Raw genomic sequence first — 23,823 nt, forward strand, 5'->3', positions numbered from 1 at the left:
TAAGGCCCGCACTCGCTGGTGGTGCGGAGAAGGCGGCAACGCCGTACTCAACGTTGATCACGTAGGAACATCATGAGCGAAAGCTTTGCTGAACTGTTTGAACAGTCTCTCCAGGACATCAACATGGAGCCGGGCGCCATCGTCGCGGCTACCATCGTCGACATCGACGGCGACTGGGTCACCGTCAATGCCGGACTGAAGTCAGAAGGTCAGATCCCCGCGGCTCAGTTCCGCGACGAGAATGGCGAGCTGAACATCGCCATCGGTGATGAGGTGCACGTCGCCCTGGAAGCCGTCGAGGACGGGTTCGGCGAGACACGCCTGTCCCGCGAGAAGGCCAAGCGCGCCGAAGCGTGGAAAGTGCTGGAAGCCGCCTTCGAGAAGGAAGAGATCGTCAAGGGCGTGATCAACGGCAAAGTCAAGGGTGGCTTCACCGTCGACGTCGACTCCATCCGTGCCTTCCTGCCGGGTTCCCTGGTGGATGTCCGCCCCGTGCGCGACACCACCCACCTCGAGAACAAGGAACTCGACTTCAAGGTCATCAAGCTCGACGCCAAGCGCAACAACGTGGTTGTGTCCCGTCGCGCCGTGCTCGAGGCCGAGAACAGCGCCGAGCGTGAAGCCCTCCTGGCGACCCTGCAGGAAGGCCAGCAGATCATCGGTATCGTCAAGAACCTCACCGACTACGGTGCCTTCGTCGACCTGGGTGGCGTCGATGGCCTGCTGCACATCACCGACATGGCCTGGAAGCGCATCAAGCATCCCAGCGAGATCGTGGCCGTGGGTGACGAGATCACTGTCAAGGTGCTCAAGTTCGACCGCGAGCGCAACCGGGTCTCCTTGGGCCTGAAGCAGCTGGGCGAGGATCCGTGGGTCAACATCAAGGATCGTTACCCGGAAGGTACCAAGGTCCACGCTACCGTGACCAACCTCACCGACTACGGCTGCTTTGCCGAGCTGGAAGAGGGCGTCGAGGGCCTGGTCCACGTCTCCGAAATGGACTGGACCAACAAGAACATCCATCCGTCCAAGGTCGTGCAGGTCGGCGACGATGTGGACGTCATGGTGCTGGACATCGATGAGGAGCGTCGTCGTATCTCCCTGGGTATCAAGCAGTGCACCACCAATCCCTGGGAAGACTTCAACGCGCGCTACAACAAGGGTGACCGCGTCACCGGCACCATCAAGTCGATCACCGACTTCGGCATCTTCATCGGCCTGGAAGGCGGTATCGACGGACTGGTGCACCTGTCCGACATCTCCTGGACCGACACCGGCGAGGAAGCCGTTCGCCAGTTCAAGAAGGGCGACGAGGCGGAAGCTGTCATCCTCTCCATCGATCCGGAGCGTGAGCGCATCTCACTGGGCATCAAGCAGCTCGATACCGATCCGGTGTCCGAGTTCCTGGCCGTCAACGACAAGGGCACCATCGTCACCGGTCGCGTGGTCGAGGTCGATGCCAAGGAAGCCCAGGTCGAGCTGGCCACCGATGTCGTCGCCGTGCTGAAGGCCTCCGAGATCAGCGCCGACCGCGTCGAGGATGCCCGCAACGTGCTGAACGAGGGCGACAGCGTCGAGGCCCGCATCATCGGTGTCGATCGCAAGAATCGCCAGATCGCCCTGTCCATCAAGGCCAAGGACCAGGACGACACTCGCCAGAACCTCAAGAAGCTGCGTGAGGATTCTCCCGAGAGTAGTGGTGCAACTACCATCGGGGATCTCATCAAGCAGCAGATGGGTCAGGACTGATAGCGGCAGGGGCTCCGGTCCCTTATCGCTTGGCTTGGCAAGACAAGGCGCCGCCCCTCGGGCGGCGCCTTTGTCATGGGCCGATGTTTTTCATGGCTCGAGACAACTCTCGGCGAATGAATTGATATTGTTGAGTGCCCCACTGGTTTTTCGGGACGAGTTATTTGCAACGTGTGCCGCTAAACCTCACGGGTGTTGTTTGCCGAACTTCGGATCCATGTTCATACTGTTGCCAAGGAAGTTTTAAAAGGCAATAATGCCGCTGCATCCTGTCATCCCCGAGAAGGAACTATTTATATGTCATCACTGCTCAGCAACTACATGCAGATGGAGCAGCAGCTCAAGCAGCTCCAGTCAGATATGGACAAGCTGCAGAACGACGACCGCCTCAAGGCCGAACTCGAGTTCAAGGAAAAGCTCGAAGCGCTGATGCGCGAGTTCGACAAGAGTGCCGCCGACGTCATCGCCCTGCTCGATCCGACGCCGGCCGCGGTGTCTCGAAGCAGTGCCGCCGCCCCGGCGACCGGCGGTGTCCGCCGCAAGCGCAAGTTGAAGATTTACAAGAACCCCAATACCGGGGAAGTCGTGGAAACCCGCGGCGGCAACCAGAAGACCCTCAAGGCCTGGAAGGATGAGCACGGCTCCGATACCGTCGAGTCCTGGCTGGTGCGTGTCGAGGAGTGAGTCTCGACACCAATGGAATCGAATGAAACCACACAGTCCCCGACAGCCCATGGACGAACGAGAGAAGTTGCGCAAGTTCCGCGAACTCGATGAAGCCTTCGCCGATGCACTGCGCGAACTCGAGCGTCCCGACAGCGAACTCGATATTCCCACCGGGCCGCCGGTCCGTTCACTGGCGCGCGTGGAACAGGAGGCCGGAGCCGAGCCGCAGGACGAGCAGGCCCTCCAGCGCGCCTTCGAACAGCGCCTCAAAGACCTGATGGCCGAGTACGCCCAGCCGGCCGCGAGTGTCAGCCGCCTACTGCGGACCCTCAGGTCCCTCGAGCGGATCGCCTGACTCCCCGCCTGCCCTGTACCCTCGGCGTCCGCCACCGGTAGCGCCCGTCATCTGTATCGATAGGCGCGCAGGCTCGGCAGGAAGGCCGTGTCCTCCAGCCGTTCGTCGCGGCGCCGAGCCCGGGTGCGGGTGGCCGGCGGGTGAGAAGGGGGCAAGTTGTGATCGGGCAGTCGGCCGTCGGGGCTGGGCACGAACAACGGCAGGGCGATGTTCATGGCGCGCCGGCTCCGGCCATCCTCGAGCGGTTCGCGATAGAAGAGGTTGGCGCGCATCAGCGGGGCCTGGTTCTGCACCTGGGCCAGCGGCTCGCCATCGGGGATGCCGGCCAGGCGGCGCAGCTGGATGCGCACGTGGGGGGCCTCGCTGTCCAGGGCCCGCAGCTTCTGCTCGGCTTCGCGCACCGTCAGCCGCTTGATCGAGCGCCCGCTGGCATACCAGGCCAGCCGTACGCGGGCCACAGGGGCTTCGGCCAGGGGGATCGCCCGCCAGCACTGCTTGAGGTGCAGCCTGGCGAGCCCCGTGCCGCGCAGGTGGTCATGCAGTGCAGGATGCCGGAAGGGCAGCACTGCCTTGATCTCCGGGATCAGCGTCGGGACTTCGCTGCGGATCTCCGCCAGCAGCGCGGCGAAGGCCTTCTTGGTGGCATTCACCCGGGCGACCGCCTCCATCACCGTCTCGTCGGCGGCCACCAGGCCCACATGGCTGCGGGTCGCGCGGCCGTCCTGGCCATCCTGGTACCAGACGTCGAGCAGCGCATGGCGCAGCCAGGCGGCATCGGCCGAGTCGTGCGCGAAGGACCAGGCCGCGGCGCCCGAGGCCTGCCAGGTCGCCACCAGGGCGTCGCTCTCTTCTAACAGATGATCGAAGAGGGCCTCCAACTCGGCCAGCAGGCGGTATTCCGGGCGCTGCCCCTCACCGCTCACGACGGTTCGCCGTCCCGGTCCGCGCGCGCCAGCAGGGCGTCGAGGTCGGTCTCGTCCATGGCGGGTTCGCCGGCGATGCGATGGGACTCGTCGGCCCAGGCGCCCAGGTCGAGCAGGCGGCAGCGCTTGCTGCAGAAGGGGCGGTAGGGGTTGGCCTCGTGCCACAGCACCTTCTTGCGGCACTGCGGGCAGGCGACTTCCAGGGGGCGCGTGGTGTCTTGCGAGTTCATGGGATGTCGTCTTCGGCAGGGTGTCGGGGAAGGATGACGAATCAGGGCCCGGGAGGCAAACCGACGGCGGCTCGATACTGACGGTCGAGTTCTGTCACCTGCGCGTCCAGGCCTGCCGCGTCGGCGGAGTTGTCGATCACGTCATCGGCGCGCGCCAGGCGCTCCTCCCGTGACATCTGGGCCGCGATGATGGCCCGGGCCTGGGCCTCGTCCACCCCGTCGCGCGCCGCCGTGCGCGCAATCTGGGTCTCCTTGGGGACATCGATGACCAGGCAGCGGTCGACCATTGCGTCCTGGCCGGACTCGAACAGCAGCGGGGAGACCAGCAGCACATAGGGAGCCCCCTGGGCCTGGAGCCGCTCGAGGTAAGCCTCCAGGCGCCGGTGTATCCGCGGGTGGGTGATCCGCTCCAGCTGCCGCCGTGCCTCGGCATCGGCGAAGACGATCTCGCGCAGTGCCCGCCTGTCCAGGCCGCCGTCGGACGCAAGGACCTCGCGCCCGAAGTGCTCGGCGATCTCGGCGAGGGCCGGCTCCCCCGGGGCCACGATCTCCCGGGCGACCTCGTCGGCATCCACCCAGGGGATGCCCCGCGCGGCGAAGGCCCGCGCCACCGTGGACTTGCCCGAGGCGATGCCGCCCGTCACGCCGATGATCATCCTCGTCTCCCTCGTTGGTGCATGGTTCGCGTCATGGTGATCTCAATACAGCAGTCCGGTATAGAGCGCCATCAGCGGCTCGCCGGCCAGCAGGGCGATCCAGCCGGCCATCACCAGCCAGGGACCGAAGGGCAGCGGGGCACCGCGCAGGCGGGGGATGGCCAGCTGGATGAGGATGCCCACCACCGCCCCCGCCCCGGCGGAGAGGATCAGCACCAGCGGCAGGTATTGCCAGCCCAGCCAGGCGCCCAGGGCGGCCAGCAGCTTGAAGTCGCCGTAGCCCATGCCCTCCTTGCCGGTGACCAGCTTGAACAGCCAGTAGAAGCTCCACAGCACGAGGTAGCCGGCCATGGCACCGATGACGGCCGAGGGCAGCAGCAACGGCTGGAAGAGCAGCTGGTAGAGCAGCCCTGTCCACAGCAGGGGCAGGGTGAGCAGGTCCGGGAGCAGCTGGGTGCGCAGGTCGATCACCGCCATGGCCAGCAGGGCCAGGCAGGCGCCGAGGATGAACAGCGCCTCCAGGGTCGGCCCGAAGAGCGCCAGCACCGCCACGGCCAGCACGCCTCCGGCGAACTCCACCAGGGGGTACTGGGGACTGATGCGCGTCTGGCAGCTGGCACAGCGCCCGCGGCGCTTGAACCAGCCCAGCAGCGGGATGTTGTCGTGCCAGGCGATGGGGGCCTCGCAGCGCGGGCACAGCGAGCGGGGGGTCACCAGGTTGAAGGGCGGTGCCTCTTCCGGTTCCAGTTCCAGGGCCTCGCGGGCCTCGGCGCGCCAGCCGCGCATCAGCATTACCGGCAGTCGGGTGATCACCACATTGAGGAAGCTGCCCAGGCACAGACCCAGGACGACTGCCAGGGGACAGAGCAGGAAGGGGGGGAGGTCGGCGAGCAAGGGGTGACTCCTGTCCAGTCGGTTCCGGTCCTCTATTGTATCGGGGGATGGCGTCGATTGCCTGGATACTGGCGTGTCGCTCGCGGGCTGTCCTGCGCTGCGGCTTTGGTCTAGAATCGGTTGCCTTTCATCTTCCAGGGGCACGCTCATGACCCAGATGCTCGGACCGGTGATGCTGGATCTGGAGGGCCTCAGTCTGACCCCCGAGGAGCAGGAACTGCTGGTGCGTCCCGAGGTCGGGGGCGTGATCCTGTTCGCCCGCAATATCGCCTCGGCCGACCAGGTCCGCACCCTGTGCAATGAGGTTCGTCGCATACGCCCCGACCTGCTGCTGGCGGTCGACCAGGAAGGGGGGCGGGTCCAGCGACTGCGCGAGGGCGTCACCCGCCTGCCGGCCATGGGCCGCCTGGGGCGTGACTTCGCCCTGCAGCCCGAGGTGACGGTGCGTCTCTGCCAGGATGCCGGCTGGCTGCTGGGCATGGAGCTGGCGGCCTGCGGCCTCGACCTCTCCTTCGCGCCGGTGCTGGATGTGGACGGGGGCAGTTCCAGCGTGATCGGCGATCGCAGCTTTTCCGCGGACCCCCGGGCGGTGGCCCGCCTCGGGCGTGCCTTCCTCGATGGCCTGCACGAGGCGGGCATGGTGGCCGTGGGCAAGCACTTTCCGGGCCATGGTGGCGTGGCGGCCGACTCCCATCATGAGCTGCCAGTGGATGGGCGCCCCCTGGAGGCGCTGCGCCGCCACGACCTCCTGCCCTTCGCCGAGCTGGCGTCCCGGCTCGATGCGGTGATGCCCGCGCATGTCGTCTATTCCGACTTCGACCCGCGTCCGGCGGGCTTCTCCCCGGCCTGGCTGGGCATGCTGCGCCAGAGCCTGGGTTTCAAGGGCGTGATCTTCTCCGACGACCTGAGCATGGCCGGTGCGGCCGCTGCCGGCACGCCCGCGGAGCGGGCCCGGCTGGCGCTGGCCGCGGGGTGCGACATGCTGCTGGTCTGCAACGACCGCAGCGCGGCCCGCGAGGTGCTGGACGCCTGCCAGGGTCGCCAGGTGCGTCGCGCCACGCGGCTGCGCTACGCCAGGGCGCGTCCCGACCTCAAGGCGCTGGGGGCCCTGTCGCGCTGGCGTCGCGTCCATGCGCGGCTCGAGGCAATGGCCGCCGGCTGAACCGACCTTCCTTCCTCCGATTCCCATCAAGAGCCGACCGACGATGTCCCGACTCGATGCCGATTCCCTGCCGTCCCTGACCGATATGCGCGATGTCATGGACAATGCCGACTGCCTGATCTCCCAGCCCGAGGTCGAGCGTGCGCTGGACCGCATGGCCGACGAGATCACCCGCGACCTGGGTGACCGCCTGCCGGTCTTCTACTGCGTGATGAACGGCGGGCTGATCACCACCGGGCACCTGCTGACCCGGCTCGGGTTCCCGCTGGAGGTCGACTACCTCCATGCCACCCGCTATCGGGGGGGCCTGCGGGGTGGCGAGCTGTTCTGGCGGGTCTCCCCGGAGGTGCCCATGGCCGGTCGTCACGTGGTGATCGTCGATGACATCCTCGACGAGGGCGCCACCCTGGCCGCGATTCTCGACTACTGCCGGCAGGCGGGGGCGGCAAGCATCTCCACCGCGGTGCTGGTCGACAAGCAGCACGACCGCAAGGCGGTGCCCGGCCTCAGGGCCGACTACTGCAGCCTGGAAGTCGCCGACCGCTATGTCTTCGGTTTCGGCATGGACTACAAGGGCTACTGGCGCAATGCCCCGGGCATCTACGCGCCCAGGGGGCTCTGAGCGCCAAGCCGCCAAGCCGCCAAGCCATAAGAAAACCCCGCGGGCCTTTGGGGCTGCGGGGTGTTCTCTTCCAGCTTCAAGCTTACGGCTTACAGCTCCCGGGCGCAGCCCGGGTCACAGCCCCAGCTCGTGGGTGGCTTCCTCGCGCATCTTGAACTTCTGGATCTTGCCGGTGACGGTCATCGGGAAGTCGTCGACGAACTTCACGTAGCGTGGCACCTTGTAGTGGGCGATCTGGCCCTTGCAGAAGGCCTTGAGTTCCTCCTCGCTGAGCGACTCGCCCTCGGTCAGCTTGATCCAGGCCATCACCTCCTCGCCGTACTTCTCGTCGGGGACGCCGATCACCTGCACGTCCGAGATGGCCGGGTGGGTGTAGAGAAAGTCTTCGACCTCGCGCGGATAGATGTTCTCGCCGCCGCGAATGATCATGTCCTTGATGCGCCCGACGATCGCCACATAGCCCTCTTCATCCATGGTGGCGAGGTCGCCAGTGTGCATCCAGCCGGCCTCGTCGATGGCCTTGTCGGTCGCCTCCGGGTTATTCCAGTAGCCGAGCATCACGCTGTAGCCGCGGGTGCACAGCTCGCCGGTCTCGCCGCGGGGCACTGCGGCGCCGGTATCGGGGCTGACCAGCTTGACCTCCAGGTGGGGATGGATGGTGCCCACCGTGGTGACGCGTTTTTCCAGCGGGGCGTCGGTCTGGGTCTGGATGCTCACCGGGCTGGTCTCGGTCATGCCGTAGCTGATGGTGACGTCCTGCATGTTCATGCGGTCGATGACATTGCGCATCACCTCGATGGGGCAGATGGAGCCGGCCATGATGCCGGTGCGGAGGCTGGAGAGATCAAAGCTCTCGAACTCCGGATGCTCCAGCTCGGCGATGAACATGGTCGGCACTCCGTAGAGCGTGGTGGCCTTCTCCTCGGAGACGGCGCGCAGCGTCTGCTCGGGGTCGAAGCCGTCGCCCGGGTAGATCATGGTAGCGCCGTGGGTCACGCAGCCCAGGTTGCCCATCACCATGCCGAAGCAGTGGTAGAGCGGGACCGGGATCACCATGCGGTCGGCTTCGCTGAGGTCTATGGTGCGGCCCACGAAGAAGCCATTGTTGAGGATGTTGTGGTGGGAGAGGGTGGCCCCCTTGGGTGCCCCCGTGGTCCCCGAGGTGTACTGGATGTTGATCGGGTCGTCGAACTGCAGGCTGGCCTGGACATCGGCCAGGTGCTCGGCGGAGACCTCGTCGGCATGGGCCAGCATCTGCGGCCAGGTCAGCATGCCGGTCAGGGCGCGGTCGGCATCGAGGCAGATTACCCGCTTGAGCTCGGGCAGGCGCTGGCAGGAGAAGGTGCCTGGGGCGCCGTCACGCAGCTCCGGGGCCAGCTCGGCCAGGGTGGCAACATAGTCGGAGGCCTTGAAGGCGCCCTGCAGGATCAGTGTCGAAGCGCCCGACTGCTTGAGGGCGTATTCGAGCTCATGGGTGCGATAGCTGGGATTGATGTTGACCAGGATGGCGCCGATCTTCGCCGTGGCAAACTGGGTGATGGTCCATTCGGCACAGTTGGGCGACCAGATGGCGACCCGGTCACCCTTGTCCACTCCCAGGGCGAGCAGGGCGCGAGCCGCCTCGTCCACGGCCTGCTGAAGTGCCTTCCAGCTGTAACGCAGCCCCTGGTGGCGGCTGATCAGGGCGTCGCGCTCGGCGAAGCGTGACACGGTGTCGTCGAAACAGTCACCGATGGTCTGGCCCTTGAGGGGAGTATCACTGATGCCGCTGACGTAGCTGATCGATTGATGTTGGCGTGTCATGGTGTTTCTCGTCTTGTTGTTGCCTGTGGCGGTGTGCGTGAAACGGGTGATGATGTCGTGGTTCGCTTAGGCGGCGCCGGGTCGCCTGTTCGATGCTCAGGCCTCGTGGCCGAGGCCGCGCAGCACCTCCCGGGCACGGTGGTCCACGTCGTCGAGCTCCATGCGCATCAGGCGGATGTCCTCCAGCTGCCGCTCGAGGTTGGCGCGCTTGTCGGCCAGTATCTCCAGCAGTCGCCACAGTTGGCGCGCGTTGCCGTCGGGCATGGCGTCGTACATCATCACCACTTCGCGGATCTCGGCCAGCGAGAATCCCAGCCGCTTGCCGCGTAGGGTGAGCTTCAGGCGCACCCGGTCCTTCTCGCGGTAGATACGCTTCTGTCCCTCGCGGCGGGGCGCCAGCAGCCCCTCCTGCTCGTAGAAGCGGATGGTGCGTGGCGTGACCTCGAACATCCTCGCCAGCTCGCCGATGCTGTAGTGTCGGTGCTGGCGGGGCAGGGCTTCCTGGCTGGCCTCATGGGCCGGGGCAGTTGACTGTGTCATGACGTCGATCCTGTGGCCGGGTGGTGAACCGGCGGTTTCCCACCTCGTCTGGCAACACTAGACGAGGTTTACGTTAACGTAAAGTGCTTGTTCGACCATGGGGTGATATGGGATAAACCTAGCAAGTGCTAGGTTGGTGTCCAGCCGTACGGGCGAGACGGTGATGCTGCCGGGGTGTCCTCGAGAACTGCCCGGGGCTGCAGCGGCCCGGACAACAACCACAAAGACGTCACCCATCCATTGCTGAACGAGAGGGATTCCCCATGGACTTCTCCCTGACCGATGATCAGAAGGCGCTGACTGCGGCCGCCGCTGATTTCTCCCGGGCCGAACTGGCCGACCACGCCGCACGTTGGGATGCCGAGTCACATTTCCCGGTGGACGTGATCCGTCGCGCCGGCGAGGCCGGTTTCCTGGGGATCTATATCCCCGAGGAGCGGGGAGGTCTCGGGCTTTCCCGCCTGGATGCCTCGCTGATCTTCGAGCAGCTCTCTCAAGGCTGCATCTCCACGACCGCCTATCTTACCATCCACAACATGGTGGCCTGGATGGTCGCCAGTTGGGGCGACGATGCGCTGCGCGAGACCTGGGTGGATCGCCTGGTCAGCGGGGAATGCCTGGGCTGCTACTGCCTCACCGAGCCCGGTGCCGGCTCCGATGCCGCCAGCCTTCGCACCCGGGCGGTGCGTGACGGTGATGACTATGTGATCAGCGGTTCCAAGATGTTTATCTCCGGTGCCGGCGCCAACGACGTGCTGGTGGTGATGGCCCGCACCGGCGCACCCGACAGCGGAGCAGCCGGCATTTCGGCAATCCTGGTGCCGGCCGATGCCGCGGGCATCGAGTATGGCAAGAACGAGGAGAAGATGGGCTGGAAGAGCCAGCCGACGCGCCTGGTCAGCTTCGACGGGGTGAAGGTACCGGTTACCAACCGGCTGGGTGCTGAGGGCGAGGGCTTCAAGTTGGCCATGAAGGGGCTGGACGGTGGACGCCTGAACATTGCCAGCTGCTCCCTGGGGGCGGCCCAGCAGGCATTGACCCTGGCCCGTGACTACATGAGTGATCGCAAGCAGTTCGGCCGCGAGCTCTCGAGCTTCCAGGCGCTGCAGTTCAAGCTCGCCGACATGGCCAGCGAGTTGACCGCTGCGCGGCTGATGGTGCGTCATGCCGCCTGGCGGCTAGACCAGGGCGATCCCGAGGCTACGGCCCACTGCGCCATGGCCAAGCGCTTCGCCACCGACATGGGCTTCACGGTCTGCAACGAGGCATTGCAGATCCATGGAGGGTACGGTTACCTCAGGGAATTTCCCCTGGAGCGCATGGTGCGTGATACCCGGGTGCATCAGATCCTCGAGGGCACCAACGAGATCATGCGCCTGATCGTCGCCCGTCGCCTGCTGGCCGACGGCGTCATCGAATCGTTGCAATAGGAGACCCCAGATGTCGGATCTTGCAGTGCTCTTCGACGAGCTGCCCACCCGCGATGGCGGCCGCATCGGCGTAGCCACCCTCAACGCCGCGAAGTCGCTCAACGCCCTGTCGCTGGAGATGATCCGCCAGCTCGAGGCCAAGCTCGAGGCCTGGGCGGTGGACCGCAACGTGGTGGCGGTGTGGCTCGAGGGCAGTGGCGAAAAGGCCTTCTGTGCCGGTGGTGACGTGGTGGCCCTCTACCGCTCGCTGACCGAGGAGGGCGATAATCGCGGTGCCGGCCGCGACGGTATCTTCGCCGAGACCTACTTTACCGCGGAGTATCGCCTCGACTACCGCATCCACACCTACCCCAAGCCGCTGATGGTGTGGGGCGACGGCATCGTCATGGGCGGTGGCCTGGGGCTGATGGCCGGCGGCTTCCAGCGCCTGGCCACTGAGACCACGCGCATCGCCATGCCGGAGATCACCATCGGCCTCTATCCCGACATCGGTGCCAGCTGGTTCCTGGGCCGCATGCCCCCCGGGGTGGGGGCCTACCTGGGCCTGACCGGGGCCCAGCTCAATGCCCGTGACGCCCTGGACCTGGGGCTGGCCGACCGCCTTATCCCGCGCGAGCGCCGCGAGGCGCTGCTCGGCGCCCTGGAAGAGGCCGACTACGGCGATCGCAGCCTGCCGGCGCTGCGTGCCGGGGTGCAGGCGGTGCTCGATGACCACGAGGACCGCCGCACCGTGCCGGCCGGCCAGGTGTGGCCGCATCTCGACCATATCCAGGCGCTGGTGGGCCGGGTGGATGCCGCCACGGCCGTCAAGCGTATCCTGCGCGACACCACCGACGACGGCTGGCTCGCCGCCAACCGCGCGCGTCTCGAGGCCGGCTGCCCGATGAGTGCCCAGCTGGTGTGGCGCATGATCGAGCGTCACGCCCACACCAGCCTCGCCGACGCTTTCCGTGACGAACTCGGCCTGTCGGTGCAGTGTTGTCGCCAGGGGGACTTCGTGGAGGGGGTGCGCGCGCTGCTGGTCGACAAGGACAAGGCGCCACGCTGGCAGCATGCCAGCGTCGCTGGGGTGGCCCAGGCCGATATCCAGGCCCTGATGACCCCGCTCTGGTCCAGCGAGTCACATCCTCTGCGCGACCTCGGCGTCGGTCATCGGATCGGATGAGGAACGCAAGTCGTCCCTGAATAACTCACAATGCATCAGGAGTCATGCCAATGAATATCGCCTTTATCGGCCTCGGCAACATGGGTGCGCCCATGGCCATCAACCTGGTCAAGGCCGGCCATGACGTCACCGTCTTCGACCTGGTCGAAAGCGCCATCCAGTCACTGGAAGCCGAGGGCGCGCGGCGCGCCGCCAGCGCCGAGGCGGCCGCCACCGGCGCCGACGTGGTCGTCTCCATGCTGCCGGCCGGGGCGCACGTCAAGGGGCTCTATCTGGGCCGCGACGGCGCGCCGGGGCTACTCGATGCCCTCGACGGCAAGCCGCTGCTCGTCGACTCCTCGACCATCGCGCCGGACGATGCCCGCCTGGTGGGGGCCGCCGCCGCCGAACGCGGCTTCACCTATCTGGATGCCCCGGTCTCCGGCGGGGTGGGCGGTGCCAAGGCCGGCAGCCTGACCTTCATCGTCGGCGGCGAGGCGGCCGGTTTCGACCAGGCGAAGCCGCTGCTCGAGGCCATGGGCAAGAACATCTTCCACGCCGGCGAGGCGGGCGCCGGCCAGGTGGCCAAGATCTGCAACAACATGCTGCTGGGCATCCTGATGTCGGGCACCGCCGAGGCCCTGGCGCTGGGCGTGAAGAACGGCATGGACCCGGCCGTGCTCTCCGAGATCATGAAGCAGAGCAGCGGCGGCAACTGGGCGCTCAACGGCTACAACCCCTGGCCCGGGGTGATGGAGGGCGCCGCCGCCTCCCGGGACTACCAGGGCGGCTTCCTGACCGACCTGATGGCCAAGGATCTGGGGCTGGCCTGGGAGCTGGCGCTGGGCTCGAAGTCCACCGTGCCGATGGGCTCCCAGGCTCGCAATCTCTTCGCGCTGCATAGCGCCCAGGGCAGCGGCCAGCTCGACTTCTCCAGCATCCAGACGCTGTACCGGGCGGGCGAGGATACGTAAGTACCGAGCGGCCAAGCGGCCAAGCAGCCAAGCGGCCAAGCGGCCAAGCGGCCAAGCAGCCAAGCGGCCAAGAAAAACCTCCAGCAGATTACTCTGCTGGAGGTTGTCCTTTATACGTCGAGACCTTGCATGAGCGCACCCGCTTTCCCGTCCTTCTCCCTTGCATTCCGACCCCGCCACGCCCGGGCCATGCGACTCTCGGTTGTCAGGCGCTTCGCGCTGATCGCCTGGCGGCAGATCCGCGCCGAGCTGGCACGCCAGGGCGTGCTGAACGCCAAGATCAGGGACGGTGGGCTTGGCAGATGACGCTCATTGGTCTACATTTAGTGAAAATGTAGAAATTGGCAGCACGCCAACCGAGGACACCCCATGAGCCAGATCACTCCCGTCACCTGGGACGACCCCTTCCGCCTCGTCGACCAGCTCTCCGAAGACGAGCGCATGGTCCTGCAGACCGCCCACGACTATTGCCAGGAGAAACTGCTGCCGCGGGTGCTGGAAGCCAACCGCCACGAGCGCTTCGACCGCGAGATCATGAACGAGATGGGCGAGCTGGGGCTGCTCGGCGCGACCATCAACGGCTACGGCTGCGCCGGGCTGAACTATGTCAGCTATGGCCTGATCGCCCGTGAGGTGGAGCGCGTCGACTCCGGCTACCGCAGTGCCATGAGCGTGCAGTCGAGCCTGGTGATGTACCCCATACACGCCTTCGGCAGCGAGGCCCAGCGCGAGAAGTACCTGTCGAAACTGGCCAGCGGCGAGTGGGTGGGGGCGTTCGGCCTCACCGAGCCCGACCACGGCTCCGATCCTGGCGGCATGAGCACCCGTGCCACCCACACCGACGGCGGCTGGCGGCTCAACGGCACCAAGACCTGGATCACCAACTCGCCCATCGCCGATGTCTTCGTGGTCTGGGCCCGGGACGACGAGGGGGTGGTCAACGGCTTCATCCTCGAGAAGGGCATGAAGGGGCTCTCGGCCCCCAAGATCGAGGGCAAGTTCAGCCTGCGCGCCTCCATCACCGGCCAGATCGCCATGCAGGACGTGGAGGTCTCGGACGATCAGCGCCTACCCGGCGTCACCGGCCTGAAGGGGCCGTTCTCCTGCCTCAACCGCGCCCGCTTCGGCATCGCCTGGGGCACCATGGGGGCCGCCGAGGCCTGCTGGCATGCGGCCCGCGACTATACCCTGGAGCGCAAGCAGTTCGGTCGCCCGCTGGCCGCCAACCAGCTGATTCAGAAGAAGCTCGCCGACATGCAGACCGAGATCACCCTGGGCCTGCAGGCCGCGCTGCGCGTCGGCCGCATGATCGACGACGGCCAGCTGGTGCCGGAGGCGATCTCGCTGATCAAGCGCAACAACTGCGGCAAGGCCTTGGACATCGCTCGTATGGCCCGTGACATGCACGGCGGCAACGGCATCAGCGACGAGTACCACGTGATCCGCCACATGATGAACCTCGAGGCGGTGAATACCTACGAGGGCACCCATGACGTCCACGCCCTGATCCTCGGGCGCGCCCAGACCGGCATCCAGGCCTTTACCGACTGATCGGCCAGAACGATACACGCTGACAATAACGAGGGGTGCGGGGAACAAGTCGAGGGATGTGGGGCTTGTTGCCGGATCAGCCCCGAGCGAGCAAGGAGCTCAAGATGAGCGGACCGCTGGACGGCATCACGGTGCTCGATATGTCGCGGGTGCTGGCCGGCCCCTGGGCCGGCCAGCTGCTCGCCGACCTCGGGGCCCGAGTAATCAAGGTCGAACACTCCTCGCGTGGCGATGACACCCGTGGCTGGGGGCCGCCCTGGCTGGCTGAGCAGAACATTGCCGAACGGGTGGCGGCCTACTTCCTGTGCGCCAACCGCGGCAAGCAGTCGCTGGCCGTGGATATCGCCACCGAGGGCGGTCAGGACCTGGTCAGGGCACTGGCGAAGGGCGCCGATATCCTGCTCGAGAACTTCAAGGTTGGCGGCCTGGCCAAGTACGGGCTCGACTACCCCAGCCTGCGGGCGATCAATCCGCGCCTGATCGGCTGTTCGATCACCGGCTTCGGCCAGGATGGCCCCTATGCTCACCGGGCCGGCTACGACTTCATGATCCAGGCCATGGGCGGCTTGATGAGCCTCTCCGGCGAGCCCGATGGCATGCCCATGAAGACCGGCGTGGCCATCACCGACGTGATGACCGGTCTCTATGCCACGGTGGGCGTGCTGGCCGCCCTGCAGGAGCGTGCACGCACCGGTCGAGGACAGCACATCGACCTGGCGCTGCTCGATGTTCAGGTGGCCACCCTGGCCAACCAGGCGCTCAACGCCCTGGTCGAAGGCCGTTCACCCGAGCGTCATGGCAACGCCCATCCCAATATCGTGCCCTATCAGGCCTTTGCCTGCGCCGATGGCCATCTGGTACTCACCGTGGGCAACGATGCCCAGTTCGCGCGCTTGGCCGACATGCTGGGCCATCCCGAGTGGGCCGAGGATCCCGCCTACGCAAGCAATGCTGCCCGGGTCGGCAACCGGGAGGTGCTGGTCTCACTGATCCAGAAGATTCTGCTCGAGCGCGACCGCGATGACTGGCTGGCCGAGATGGAGGCGCGCGGACTCCCCGCCGGCCCCATCAACACCCTGACCGAGGTCTTCGACGACCCCCAGGTGCGCCATCGCGGCCTGCACCGGACGCTGCGCCGTGGCGATCTCGAGGTGCCCCAGGTCGCCAACCCGCTGCGCTTCGACGGGCAGCCCGCCAGCAGCGAGCTGGCGCCACCTCGGCTCGGCCAGGACAGCGATGCGATATTCGCCGAGATGGGGCTGACGCCCGAGGATATTGCCAAGCTCAGACGGGCAGGCGTGGTCAGGTAAGAAACCAACTGGCGGCGCCGGGGACAGGTCGTAGCGGAGGTCCTACGCCAGGGATGGCGTCGGTAGCGCCCACGGATGGGTTCACAGCGCCTCCGCGTAGACCTGTTGCCGGTTAAGCCGCATGCTGGTCACTGGCTCCTATCTGGGCGAAAACCGCCGTGTCAGTCCCGTCTCGGCGATCATCCGGGTGGATATCTCCTCTACGGAGAAGCGGGTGGTGTCGATATAGGGGATGTGCATCTGGCGATATAGCCCCTCGGCCTGCTCGACCTCCTGGGCGCACTGGTCCATGGAACTGTAGCGGCTGTTGGGCCGGCGCTCATGGCGGATCGCCGCCAGTCGTCGCGGGTCGATGGTCAGCCCGAACAGCTTGTGGCGATGCGGGACCAGCGCCTTCGGCAGCTTCAGGGTGCCGTTCTCGTCCTGGTCGTCCTCGGTGAGCGGGTAGTTGGCGGCGCGGATGCCGAACTGCAGGGCCAGGTAGAGCGAAGTGGGGGTCTTGCCGCAGCGCGAGACCCCGACGAGGATGATGTCGGCCTGGTCGTACTGGTGGGTGCGGGCCCCGTCGTCGTTGTCCAGGGCGAAGTGCACCGAGTGGATGCGGTCCATGTAGACATCGTCGCGGCCAATGGCATGGGTGCGACCCACGCTGTAGGAGGAGTGGGCCTCCAGCTCCTCCTCCAGCGGCTTGAGGAAGGTCGAGAAGATGTCGACCTTGAAGCCCGGGGCCTGGCGTATCACCTCGCGGATCTGCTCGTCGACCACGGTGTCGATGATGATCGGCTGCTCGCCGTCGCGCACCGCCGTGGCCTCGATGATCGCCACCAGGGTCCGGGCCTTCTCGAGGGAGTCGATATAGGGCTTGGTGAACATGCGGATCTCGACGCTCTCGAACTGGGCGAGGAGGCTGCGTCCCAGGCTCTCGGCGGTGATGCCGGTGCCGTCGGAGATGAAGAAAGCGGTACGCGTCATGGCGGGTCGCTGTGGTCCGGTGTGGAGGTGTGGCCTATTGTCAGTGCTGGTCGGGGCCGGGACAAGGGTCAGGCGGCGGCGCGGCGGGGCCTGTCACTACAGGAAACGGGCTCATGGCCCCGCTGTTGTAAAAATCCTCCAGTGACTTCGATGTTAGACCAATGGCGAATATGGAAGGTCGCTGGTAGAGTCGCCAGCATCCCATCATGCCCTGGTCCCTCGAGTGAGGCCCGCGCGCTAGACCCTCGAGTCAGTCCCGCGAGCGAGGCCCACCGGCGTGATGCACTCGTCGACGATTTTTCTGGGAGGTCTCATGGACGATTACATTCAGTGGTTCGATCAGTTGGGCATGGGGGACGTTGAACGGGTCGGTGGCAAGAATGCCTCCCTCGGCGAGATGATCTCCAACCTGTCCGGCGTGGGTGTCACCGTCCCCGGCGGATTCGCCACCACGGCCCACGCCTACCGCGAATTCCTCTCCCACGAAGGGCTCAACGAGCGCATCAACCGCCGGCTTGCCACCCTGGACGTCGACGACGTGGCCGAGCTGGCGAGGGCCGGTGCCGAGATCCGCCAGTGGGTGATCGACACCCCGCTGCCGCCGACCTTCGAGCGCTACCTGCGCGAGAGCTACACGACGCTCTCGGCGATGCATTCCAACCTCAAGGCCGCGGTGCGCAGCTCCGCCACCGCCGAGGACCTGCCGGATGCCTCCTTCGCCGGCCAGCAGGAGACCTTCCTCAACATCGAGGGCTTCGACAACATCAAGCGCGCCGTGCACGAGGTGTTCGCCTCGCTGTTCAATGACCGCGCCATCTCCTATCGCGTGCATCGCGGCTATGCCCACGAGAACGTCGCGCTCTCCGCCGGCATCCAGAAGATGGTCCGTTCCGAGACCGGCGCCTCGGGCGTGATGTTCACCCTGGACACCGAATCCGGCTATCGCGACGCCGTCTTCGTCACCGCCTCCTGGGGCCTGGGCGAGACGGTGGTGCAGGGCGCCGTGAACCCCGACGAGTTCTACGTGCACAAGCCGACCCTGGCGGCGGGCCGCCCGGCGGTGTTGCGTCGCAACCTCGGCTCCAAGCTGATCAAGATGATCTACACCGACGACACCAGCGCCGGCAAGTCGGTGGAAACCGTGGACGTACCGCTGGCCGACCGCGGGCGCTTCTGCATCAATGACGAGCAGATCATGGACCTGGCCCGCCAGGCGGTGACCATCGAGCAGCACTACGGCCGTCCCATGGACATCGAGTGGGCGCTGGACGGCGACGACGGCAAGCTCTACATCGTCCAGGCGCGTCCCGAGACCGTGGTCTCCCAGCAGGAGGGCGGCAAGCTCGAGCGCTTCCAGCTCAAGGAGAAGGGGCGCACCCTGGTGGCCGGCCGGGCCATCGGCCAGCGCATCGGCCGCGGTGCGGTCAAGGTGGTGTTCTCCCCGGATGACATGCAGAAGGTCAACCCCGGCGATGTGCTGGTCACCGACATGACCGACCCGGACTGGGAGCCGATCATGAAGCGCGCCTCGGCCATCGTGACCAACCGGGGCGGCCGCACCTGCCACGCGGCGATCATCGCCCGCGAGCTGGGCATTCCCGCCGTGGTCGGCTGCGGCGATGCCACCGCGGCGCTGGCCGACGGGCGCGACGTCACCGTCTCCTGTGCCGAAGGGGACACCGGGCACGTCTACGAGGGCCTGCTGGAGTTCGATCGCCGCGTGACCAGCGTCGATGCCATGCCCGAGATCCCCTTCAAGATCATGATGAACGTCGGCAACCCGGATCGTGCCTTCAGCTTCGCCAGCCTGCCCAATGCCGGGGTCGGCCTGGCCCGCCTGGAGTTCATCATCAACCGCATGATCGGGGTGCACCCCAAGGCACTGCTCGAGTACGACACCCTGCCCGCCGACCTGCAGCAGACCATCGACCTGCGTACCGCCGGCTACCGCGACCCGGTGGCGTTCTACGTCGACAAGCTGGTCGAGGGCATTTCCACCCTGGCGGCTGCCTTCTACCCGCAGCGGGTCATCGTGCGCCTGTCGGACTTCAAGTCCAACGAGTACGAAAACCTGATCGGCGGCAAGCTCTACGAGCCGGGCGAGGAGAACCCCATGCTCGGCTTCCGCGGCGCCTCGCGCTACATCTCGGAGTCGTTCCGCCCCTGCTTCGAGCTGGAGTGCCGGGCGCTCAAGCGGGTCCGCGAGGTGATGGGGATGGACAACGTCGAGATCATGGTGCCCTTCGTGCGCACCACCGAGGAGGCCCGTGAGGTCGTCGACCTGCTGGCCGCCAACGGCCTGGCCCGCGGCGAGAAGGGCCTCAAGGTCATCATGATGTGCGAGCTGCCGGCCAACGCCCTGCTCGCCGAGGAGTTCCTGGAGTACTTCGATGGCTTCTCCATCGGCTCCAACGACCTGACCCAGCTGACCCTGGGCCTGGACCGCGACTCCGGCATCGTCGCCCACCTGTTCGACGAGCGAAACCCGGCCGTGAAGAAGCTGCTGGCCATGGCCATCCAGGCCTGTCACGCCCAGGGCAAGTACATCGGCATTTGTGGCCAGGGCCCCTCGGACTATCCGGACCTGGCCAAGTGGCTAATGGAGCAGGGCATCGACTCCGTGTCGCTCAATCCCGATGCGGTCCTCGAGACCTGGTTCATGCTGGCCGGCGAGACCCTGGGCTGACCCGGCGCCTGGCGGTCCTTGATCGACGATACCCGGGCTTGCCCGGGTGTCTTGCTTTGTGCACGGCCCTTGCACGATGTCGGTCTAGACTGAGCGTATATGCCCCGACGAGGAGGTCTGCATGAAGACCCGTTTCCCGCTTTATCCCTTGGTGGTGGCCGGTGCCCTCGGCCTGGCTCTCGCCGCGTCCCCGCTGCTGGCGCAGCCTGGCAACGGTCAGGGCAATGCTCAAGGGGCGGCTCCCTGGAAGGAAAAAGGCCAGCAGCAGCGTGGCCAGAAGGGCCAGGGCCAGAATGCCCAGGAGTCGCGTGGCCAGGGCCAGGCTCAAGGCGAGCGCGACCGCCAGGAGTCCCGTGACCGGGGGCGTGACGAGTACCGCGACCGGGATCGACGCGATCGGCAACGAGAGGAATACCGCGACCGGGAGCGTGACGAGTACCGCGATCGGCAACGAGAGGAATATCGCGACCGGGACTGGGACCGCGAAGAGTATCGCGACCGGCAACGCTATCGCGACGAGGCCAGGCGGCCGTTGATCGACGAGCGCGAGGTTCGCGAGATCTTCCGCAGTCGGCGCGAGGTCATCCGTCATGACGACCGTGACAGCCTGCCGCCCGGCATCCGCATGAACCTGGCGCGCGGCAAGCCCCTGCCTCCCGGCATTGCCAGGAAGTTCGACGAGCGCGTGCGGCGTGATCTGCCCGATTACGAGGGCTATGAATGGCGCCGTGTGGGGACCGACGCCGTACTGGTCGACCTCACCAACGACATCATCTACGAGGTGATCCACGATATCCTGCGTTGATCGCCACCGGCGGGCACGCCGTTGCCCGCCGTCCCTCCTGCGCTCCCTCTCCTTGATCTCTATCAGGCACGACCCTTCGCCTTGTCGCATACTGCCGGTGTCTGCAAAGGAGAACTGCTATGGTGGAACCCCTTGGGGTGGCACAGGTGTACCGGACGTGTCCGACTGATGTCTTCGCTTTCGAGGTCACCAGTGAGCTCGAGTCGCTGGACCTGCTGGTTGGCCACGAGCGCGCGCGGGACGCGTTGAGTTTCGGCACCGCGATCCGCAGTGACGGCTTCAACCTCTTCGTGCTGGGCCAGCCCGGGCACGACCGGCACAGCCTGGTGGGCAGCTTCCTCTCCGAGAAGGCCCGAGCCGCCTCGCCTCCCAGCGACTGGTGCTACCGCTACAACTTCGACGATCCGGCCGTGCCGCTGGCCCTCTCGCTGCCGCCCGGCCTGGGGCGTCAGCTGCGCACCGACCTGGAGGCGCTGGTCGAGGAGTTGCGCAGCGCCATCCCTGCCGTGTTCGAGAGCGAGGAGTACCAGAACCGCCTCCACGAGCTCAAGCAGGCCATGGGCGAGCGCCAGCGCGACGCCGTGGAGGCCGTGCGACGCGAGGCCCGCGAGCACGATATCCTGCTGCTCTCCACCCCCAACGGCTTCACCTTCGCGCCGGCCGACGGCGACAAGATGATGGCGCCGGAGGCCTTCGAGAAGCTGCCGAAGGACGATCGCGAGCGCATCGAGGCCACGGTCGAGATCCTGCAGCGCAAGCTGACCCAGGCGATCCGCCAGATGCCACGCCTGGCCAAGGCACTGCGCGACCAGGCCAACGCCCTCAACGCGGAGATGCTCGAGTCGGCCATCGGCGCCCCGCTGGATGAGCTCAAGGAGCGCTATGCCGAACACGAGGGCGTCCTGACCCACCTCGACGCCATCCGCGAGGCGATCCTGTTCAATGTCGACTCCTTTATCGCCGATGAGCCCGACATCCCGGCGGAGGCGGTGTTCAGCCGCTTCCAGGTCAACCTGATCGTGGACAACGCCGAGGCACAGGGGGCACCGGTGATCTACCAGGACCTGCCCACCCACCAGCACCTGGTGGGGCGCATCGAGCACCATGTTCACAACGGCACCCTGCTGACCGACTTCTCGCTGATTCGGCCAGGTGCCCTGCATCGCGCCAATGGCGGCTATCTGGTGCTGGACGTGCGTGGCGTGCTCACCCAGCCGGGGGCCTGGGAGACCCTCAAGCGAATACTGAAGGCCGGCGAGATCCGCACCGAGTCGCTGGAGCAGGCCTATGGGCTGATCAGCACGGTGACCCTCGAGCCGGAGCCGATCCCGCTGGACGTCAAGATCGTGCTGCTGGGCGAGCGCCTGCTCTACTACCTGCTCTGCGAGCATGACCCCGAGTTCCTGGAGCTGTTCAAGGTCCAGGCCGACCTCGAGGACGAGCTCGACCGTGACCCCGAGCACGAGGCCTTCTATGCCCGCTTGGTGGCGACCCTGGCCCGCGAGGCGGCCCTGCGTCCGCTGGACCGCAGCGGCGTGGCCGCGGTGATCGAGCGGGCCAGCCGCCTGGCCGACGACCAGCGCAAGCTGACCGCGCGTCACCGCGATCTTCATGACCTGGTGCTGGAAGCCGACCACTGGGCCGGCGAGGAAGCGGCCACGGTGATCGCCCGGCGCCATGTCGAGAAGGCGGTCAGCCAGCAGCTGTGGCGGGCGGGGCGCATCCGCGAGCGCAGCCACGAGATGATCACTCGCGGCACCCTGATGGTCGCCACCGAGGGTCGCGTGGTTGGCCAGGTCAACGGCCTCTCCGTGCTGCAGCTGGGCGAATATGCCTTCGGTCAGCCGTCGCGCATCACCGCCACGGCGCGGCCGGGCAACGGCCAGGTGGTGGACATCGAGCGCGAGGCGCGCATGGGGGGGCGTATCCACTCCAAGGCGGTGATGATCCTGTCGCGCTACCTGGCCACGCGCTATGCGGGGGAGGAGCCACTCTCGCTCTCCGCGAGCCTGGCCTTCGAACAGTCCTACGGCGGGATCGAGGGCGACAGTGCCTCGGTGGCCGAGGTGTGTGCCCTGGTCTCGGCCATTGCCCGGGTACCGCTCGACCAGGCCTTCGCCGTGACCGGCTCCATCGACCAGCATGGTCGGGTCCAGGCGGTGGGCGGCGTGAACGAGAAGATCGAAGGGTTCTTCGATGTCTGCGCCGCCCGCGGGGATCTCGAGGGCCAGGCGGTGATCCTGCCGGTGACCAATATCGAGCACCTGATGCTCAAGGCCGAGGTCCGCGACGCCATCAAGCAGGGGCGCTTCCGGGTCTTTGCGGTGTCACGGGTGGACGAGGCACTGGAGCTGCTCACCGGCCTGCCCATCGGTGCCCCCGACGCCCAGGGGCATTTCCCCGAGGGCAGCCTGGATGCCCGCGTGACCGAGCGGCTGGCCCATTTCCGTGAGGTGGTGAAGCACGCGCGCCAGGAGGAGCGGGGTGGCGATGATGATGAGCACGAGGAGCACGAGGAGCCGGATGATGAACGTTGACGTGTCTCGACCAGACCCCAGGGAACAGACTACGGATGAGCCGGTCCCGGTGATGCGGGTGCTGGCACTGCTCGATGCGTCCCGCCACAGCCTGGCGGCACTGGCCGCCGCCGTGGATTTCGCGATGATGCGCCACGCCGAGCTGGTGGCGCTTTATGTCGAGGACCAGGACCTGCTGGGCAGCGCCGGCTTTCCCTTTGCCCGGGAGATCGGCGCCGTCTCGGGGCGGGTGCGCCGGTTGTCGAGGACCGACCTCGAGGCTGGCATGGCCCGACAGACCCGGCGCGTGACCGAGGCCCTGGAGGCCGCGGTGGCCGGCCGGGAGCTGCGACACCAGTTGCGGGTCAGTCGCGGCCAGGTGGTCAGCGAGGCATTGTCGCTGGCCGGCCCGGGGGACCTGCTGGTGCTCGGCAAGGCCGGGCTCTCGGGCCACTGGGGCGTGCGGCTGGGCTCCACCAGCCGCGCCCTGATCCTGGAGGCGCCCTGCACGGTGGTCATCTGGGATGAGCGGCTGTCGCTTTCCCGCGGCCCCTTGCGCACCCTGGACGGTCCCGGGGCGGGCGGCGAGTTCCCGCCGGTTCCCGAGGCGCTGACTCGACTGTTCGATGGCAGGGAGACCCTGCAGGTGGCCGATGCCCGGCAACTGGAGCAGCAGTTGGCGCGCGCGGACAACGGTGCCCTGTTGCTCCATCGCCCCCAGCTCGCCCGCCTGGCCGACCAGGATGCCGACCTGCTGGCCCGCTTGCCGATCCCGGTCATCGTGGTGCCTTGAGGGACCAAGCGATTCTGGACCACAGGACGGCGAGAATTTGGC

Annotated in this window: 22 protein-coding genes; 15 read left to right on the forward strand and 7 right to left on the reverse strand. The window is 66.7% G+C overall.

Features of this window, described 5'->3' with window-relative positions; translation table 11 throughout:
- Positions 1-72: 72 nt before the first annotated feature.
- From rpsA to OP498_RS00075, 3 genes are all read left to right on the forward strand, one after another.
- A complete protein-coding gene (gene rpsA, locus OP498_RS00065) occupies positions 73-1,749 on the forward strand; it encodes a 30S ribosomal protein S1 (protein WP_280548328.1) in 1,677 nt (558 codons plus the stop codon).
- A gap of 297 nt (positions 1,750-2,046) precedes the next feature.
- Positions 2,047-2,433, forward strand: a complete 387-nt coding sequence (locus tag OP498_RS00070) for a histone-like nucleoid-structuring protein, MvaT/MvaU family (RefSeq protein WP_280548325.1) — start codon at positions 2,047-2,049, stop codon at positions 2,431-2,433.
- A 49-nt stretch (positions 2,434-2,482) separates the two neighbouring features.
- The gene (locus tag OP498_RS00075) at positions 2,483-2,770 is read left to right on the forward strand and encodes a hypothetical protein (protein WP_280548323.1); all 288 of its coding nucleotides are present in this window, start codon (positions 2,483-2,485) and stop codon (positions 2,768-2,770) included.
- 47 nt (positions 2,771-2,817) lie between these two features.
- Here OP498_RS00075 and OP498_RS00080 read toward each other — a convergent pair whose 3' ends face one another.
- Genes OP498_RS00080 through OP498_RS00095 form a run of 4 tightly spaced genes read right to left on the reverse strand, consistent with a single transcriptional unit; the run spans position 2,818 to position 5,473 of the window.
- Entirely contained in the window at positions 2,818-3,693 is an 876-nt protein-coding gene (locus OP498_RS00080; protein ID WP_280548321.1) for a DNA replication terminus site-binding protein, read from the reverse strand.
- Positions 3,690-3,923 carry a DNA gyrase inhibitor YacG gene (gene yacG / locus OP498_RS00085; protein WP_280548320.1) on the reverse strand — a complete coding sequence of 78 codons (234 nt, stop codon included), beginning with the start codon at positions 3,921-3,923 and terminating at the stop codon, positions 3,690-3,692. Before yacG ends, OP498_RS00080 begins: the two co-directional genes overlap by 4 nt.
- Before the next feature lie 41 nt (positions 3,924-3,964).
- Positions 3,965-4,579 carry a dephospho-CoA kinase gene (gene coaE, locus OP498_RS00090; RefSeq protein WP_280548318.1) on the reverse strand — a complete coding sequence of 205 codons (615 nt, stop codon included), beginning with the start codon at positions 4,577-4,579 and terminating at the stop codon, positions 3,965-3,967.
- 42 nt (positions 4,580-4,621) lie between these two features.
- Positions 4,622-5,473 carry an A24 family peptidase gene (locus tag OP498_RS00095; protein ID WP_280548316.1) on the reverse strand — a complete coding sequence of 284 codons (852 nt, stop codon included), beginning with the start codon at positions 5,471-5,473 and terminating at the stop codon, positions 4,622-4,624.
- A 148-nt stretch (positions 5,474-5,621) separates the two neighbouring features.
- Between OP498_RS00095 and nagZ the strand changes: the two genes are divergently transcribed.
- Together nagZ and OP498_RS00105 are read left to right on the forward strand one after the other, a co-directional pair.
- Entirely contained in the window at positions 5,622-6,635 is a 1,014-nt protein-coding gene (nagZ, locus tag OP498_RS00100; RefSeq protein WP_280548314.1) for a beta-N-acetylhexosaminidase, read from the forward strand.
- Positions 6,636-6,678: 43 nt separating this feature from the next.
- A complete protein-coding gene (locus OP498_RS00105) occupies positions 6,679-7,257 on the forward strand; it encodes a hypoxanthine-guanine phosphoribosyltransferase (RefSeq protein WP_280548312.1) in 579 nt (192 codons plus the stop codon).
- 114 nt (positions 7,258-7,371) lie between these two features.
- Here the strand turns inward: OP498_RS00105 and OP498_RS00110 are convergent, their stop codons facing one another.
- Both OP498_RS00110 and OP498_RS00115 read right to left on the reverse strand, forming a co-directional pair.
- Complete coding sequence (locus OP498_RS00110) at positions 7,372-9,060, reverse strand: AMP-binding protein (RefSeq protein WP_280551557.1); 1,689 nt, start codon at positions 9,058-9,060, stop codon at positions 7,372-7,374.
- A 96-nt stretch (positions 9,061-9,156) separates the two neighbouring features.
- On the reverse strand, positions 9,157-9,600 hold the full coding sequence (locus tag OP498_RS00115) for a MerR family DNA-binding transcriptional regulator (protein ID WP_280548308.1): 444 nt from the start codon (positions 9,598-9,600) through the stop codon (positions 9,157-9,159).
- Positions 9,601-9,863: 263 nt separating this feature from the next.
- Between OP498_RS00115 and OP498_RS00120 the strand changes: the two genes are divergently transcribed.
- The 6 genes from OP498_RS00120 (at position 9,864) to OP498_RS00145 (ending at position 16,009) form a co-directional block, all read left to right on the forward strand.
- The gene (locus OP498_RS00120; protein WP_280551559.1) at positions 9,864-11,030 is read left to right on the forward strand and encodes an acyl-CoA dehydrogenase family protein; all 1,167 of its coding nucleotides are present in this window, start codon (positions 9,864-9,866) and stop codon (positions 11,028-11,030) included.
- Between the two features lie 10 nt (positions 11,031-11,040).
- Positions 11,041-12,195, forward strand: a complete 1,155-nt coding sequence (locus tag OP498_RS00125; protein ID WP_280551561.1) for an enoyl-CoA hydratase/isomerase family protein — start codon at positions 11,041-11,043, stop codon at positions 12,193-12,195.
- Positions 12,196-12,245: 50 nt separating this feature from the next.
- The gene (gene mmsB / locus OP498_RS00130; RefSeq protein WP_280551563.1) at positions 12,246-13,148 is read left to right on the forward strand and encodes a 3-hydroxyisobutyrate dehydrogenase; all 903 of its coding nucleotides are present in this window, start codon (positions 12,246-12,248) and stop codon (positions 13,146-13,148) included.
- A gap of 129 nt (positions 13,149-13,277) precedes the next feature.
- The gene (locus tag OP498_RS00135; protein ID WP_280548300.1) at positions 13,278-13,454 is read left to right on the forward strand and encodes a hypothetical protein; all 177 of its coding nucleotides are present in this window, start codon (positions 13,278-13,280) and stop codon (positions 13,452-13,454) included.
- 63 nt (positions 13,455-13,517) lie between these two features.
- Positions 13,518-14,699: an acyl-CoA dehydrogenase gene (locus tag OP498_RS00140; RefSeq protein WP_280551565.1), complete on the forward strand. Its 1,182-nt coding sequence runs from the start codon at positions 13,518-13,520 to the stop codon at positions 14,697-14,699.
- A 104-nt stretch (positions 14,700-14,803) separates the two neighbouring features.
- Entirely contained in the window at positions 14,804-16,009 is a 1,206-nt protein-coding gene (locus OP498_RS00145) for a CaiB/BaiF CoA-transferase family protein (RefSeq protein ID WP_280551567.1), read from the forward strand.
- Positions 16,010-16,147: 138 nt separating this feature from the next.
- Here OP498_RS00145 and OP498_RS00150 read toward each other — a convergent pair whose 3' ends face one another.
- Positions 16,148-16,981: a pyruvate, water dikinase regulatory protein gene (locus tag OP498_RS00150; protein WP_280548294.1), complete on the reverse strand. Its 834-nt coding sequence runs from the start codon at positions 16,979-16,981 to the stop codon at positions 16,148-16,150.
- Positions 16,982-17,294: 313 nt separating this feature from the next.
- Here OP498_RS00150 and ppsA point away from each other — a divergent pair, with 313 nt between their 5' ends.
- The 4 genes from ppsA (at position 17,295) to OP498_RS00170 (ending at position 23,781) form a co-directional block, all read left to right on the forward strand.
- The gene (ppsA, locus tag OP498_RS00155) at positions 17,295-19,667 is read left to right on the forward strand and encodes a phosphoenolpyruvate synthase (RefSeq protein ID WP_280551569.1); all 2,373 of its coding nucleotides are present in this window, start codon (positions 17,295-17,297) and stop codon (positions 19,665-19,667) included.
- A gap of 121 nt (positions 19,668-19,788) precedes the next feature.
- Complete coding sequence (locus tag OP498_RS00160) at positions 19,789-20,472, forward strand: anti-virulence regulator CigR family protein (protein ID WP_280551571.1); 684 nt, start codon at positions 19,789-19,791, stop codon at positions 20,470-20,472.
- 119 nt (positions 20,473-20,591) lie between these two features.
- Complete coding sequence (locus OP498_RS00165) at positions 20,592-23,009, forward strand: ATP-binding protein (protein ID WP_280551573.1); 2,418 nt, start codon at positions 20,592-20,594, stop codon at positions 23,007-23,009.
- Complete coding sequence (locus OP498_RS00170; protein ID WP_280551575.1) at positions 22,999-23,781, forward strand: universal stress protein; 783 nt, start codon at positions 22,999-23,001, stop codon at positions 23,779-23,781. The genes OP498_RS00165 and OP498_RS00170 overlap by 11 nt, the downstream gene beginning before the upstream one ends.
- Positions 23,782-23,823 lie beyond the last annotated feature (42 nt).

The sequence above is a fragment of the Halomonas sp. 25-S5 genome, assembly GCF_029889845.1.
Classification (GTDB): Bacteria; Pseudomonadota; Gammaproteobacteria; order Pseudomonadales; family Halomonadaceae; genus Halomonas.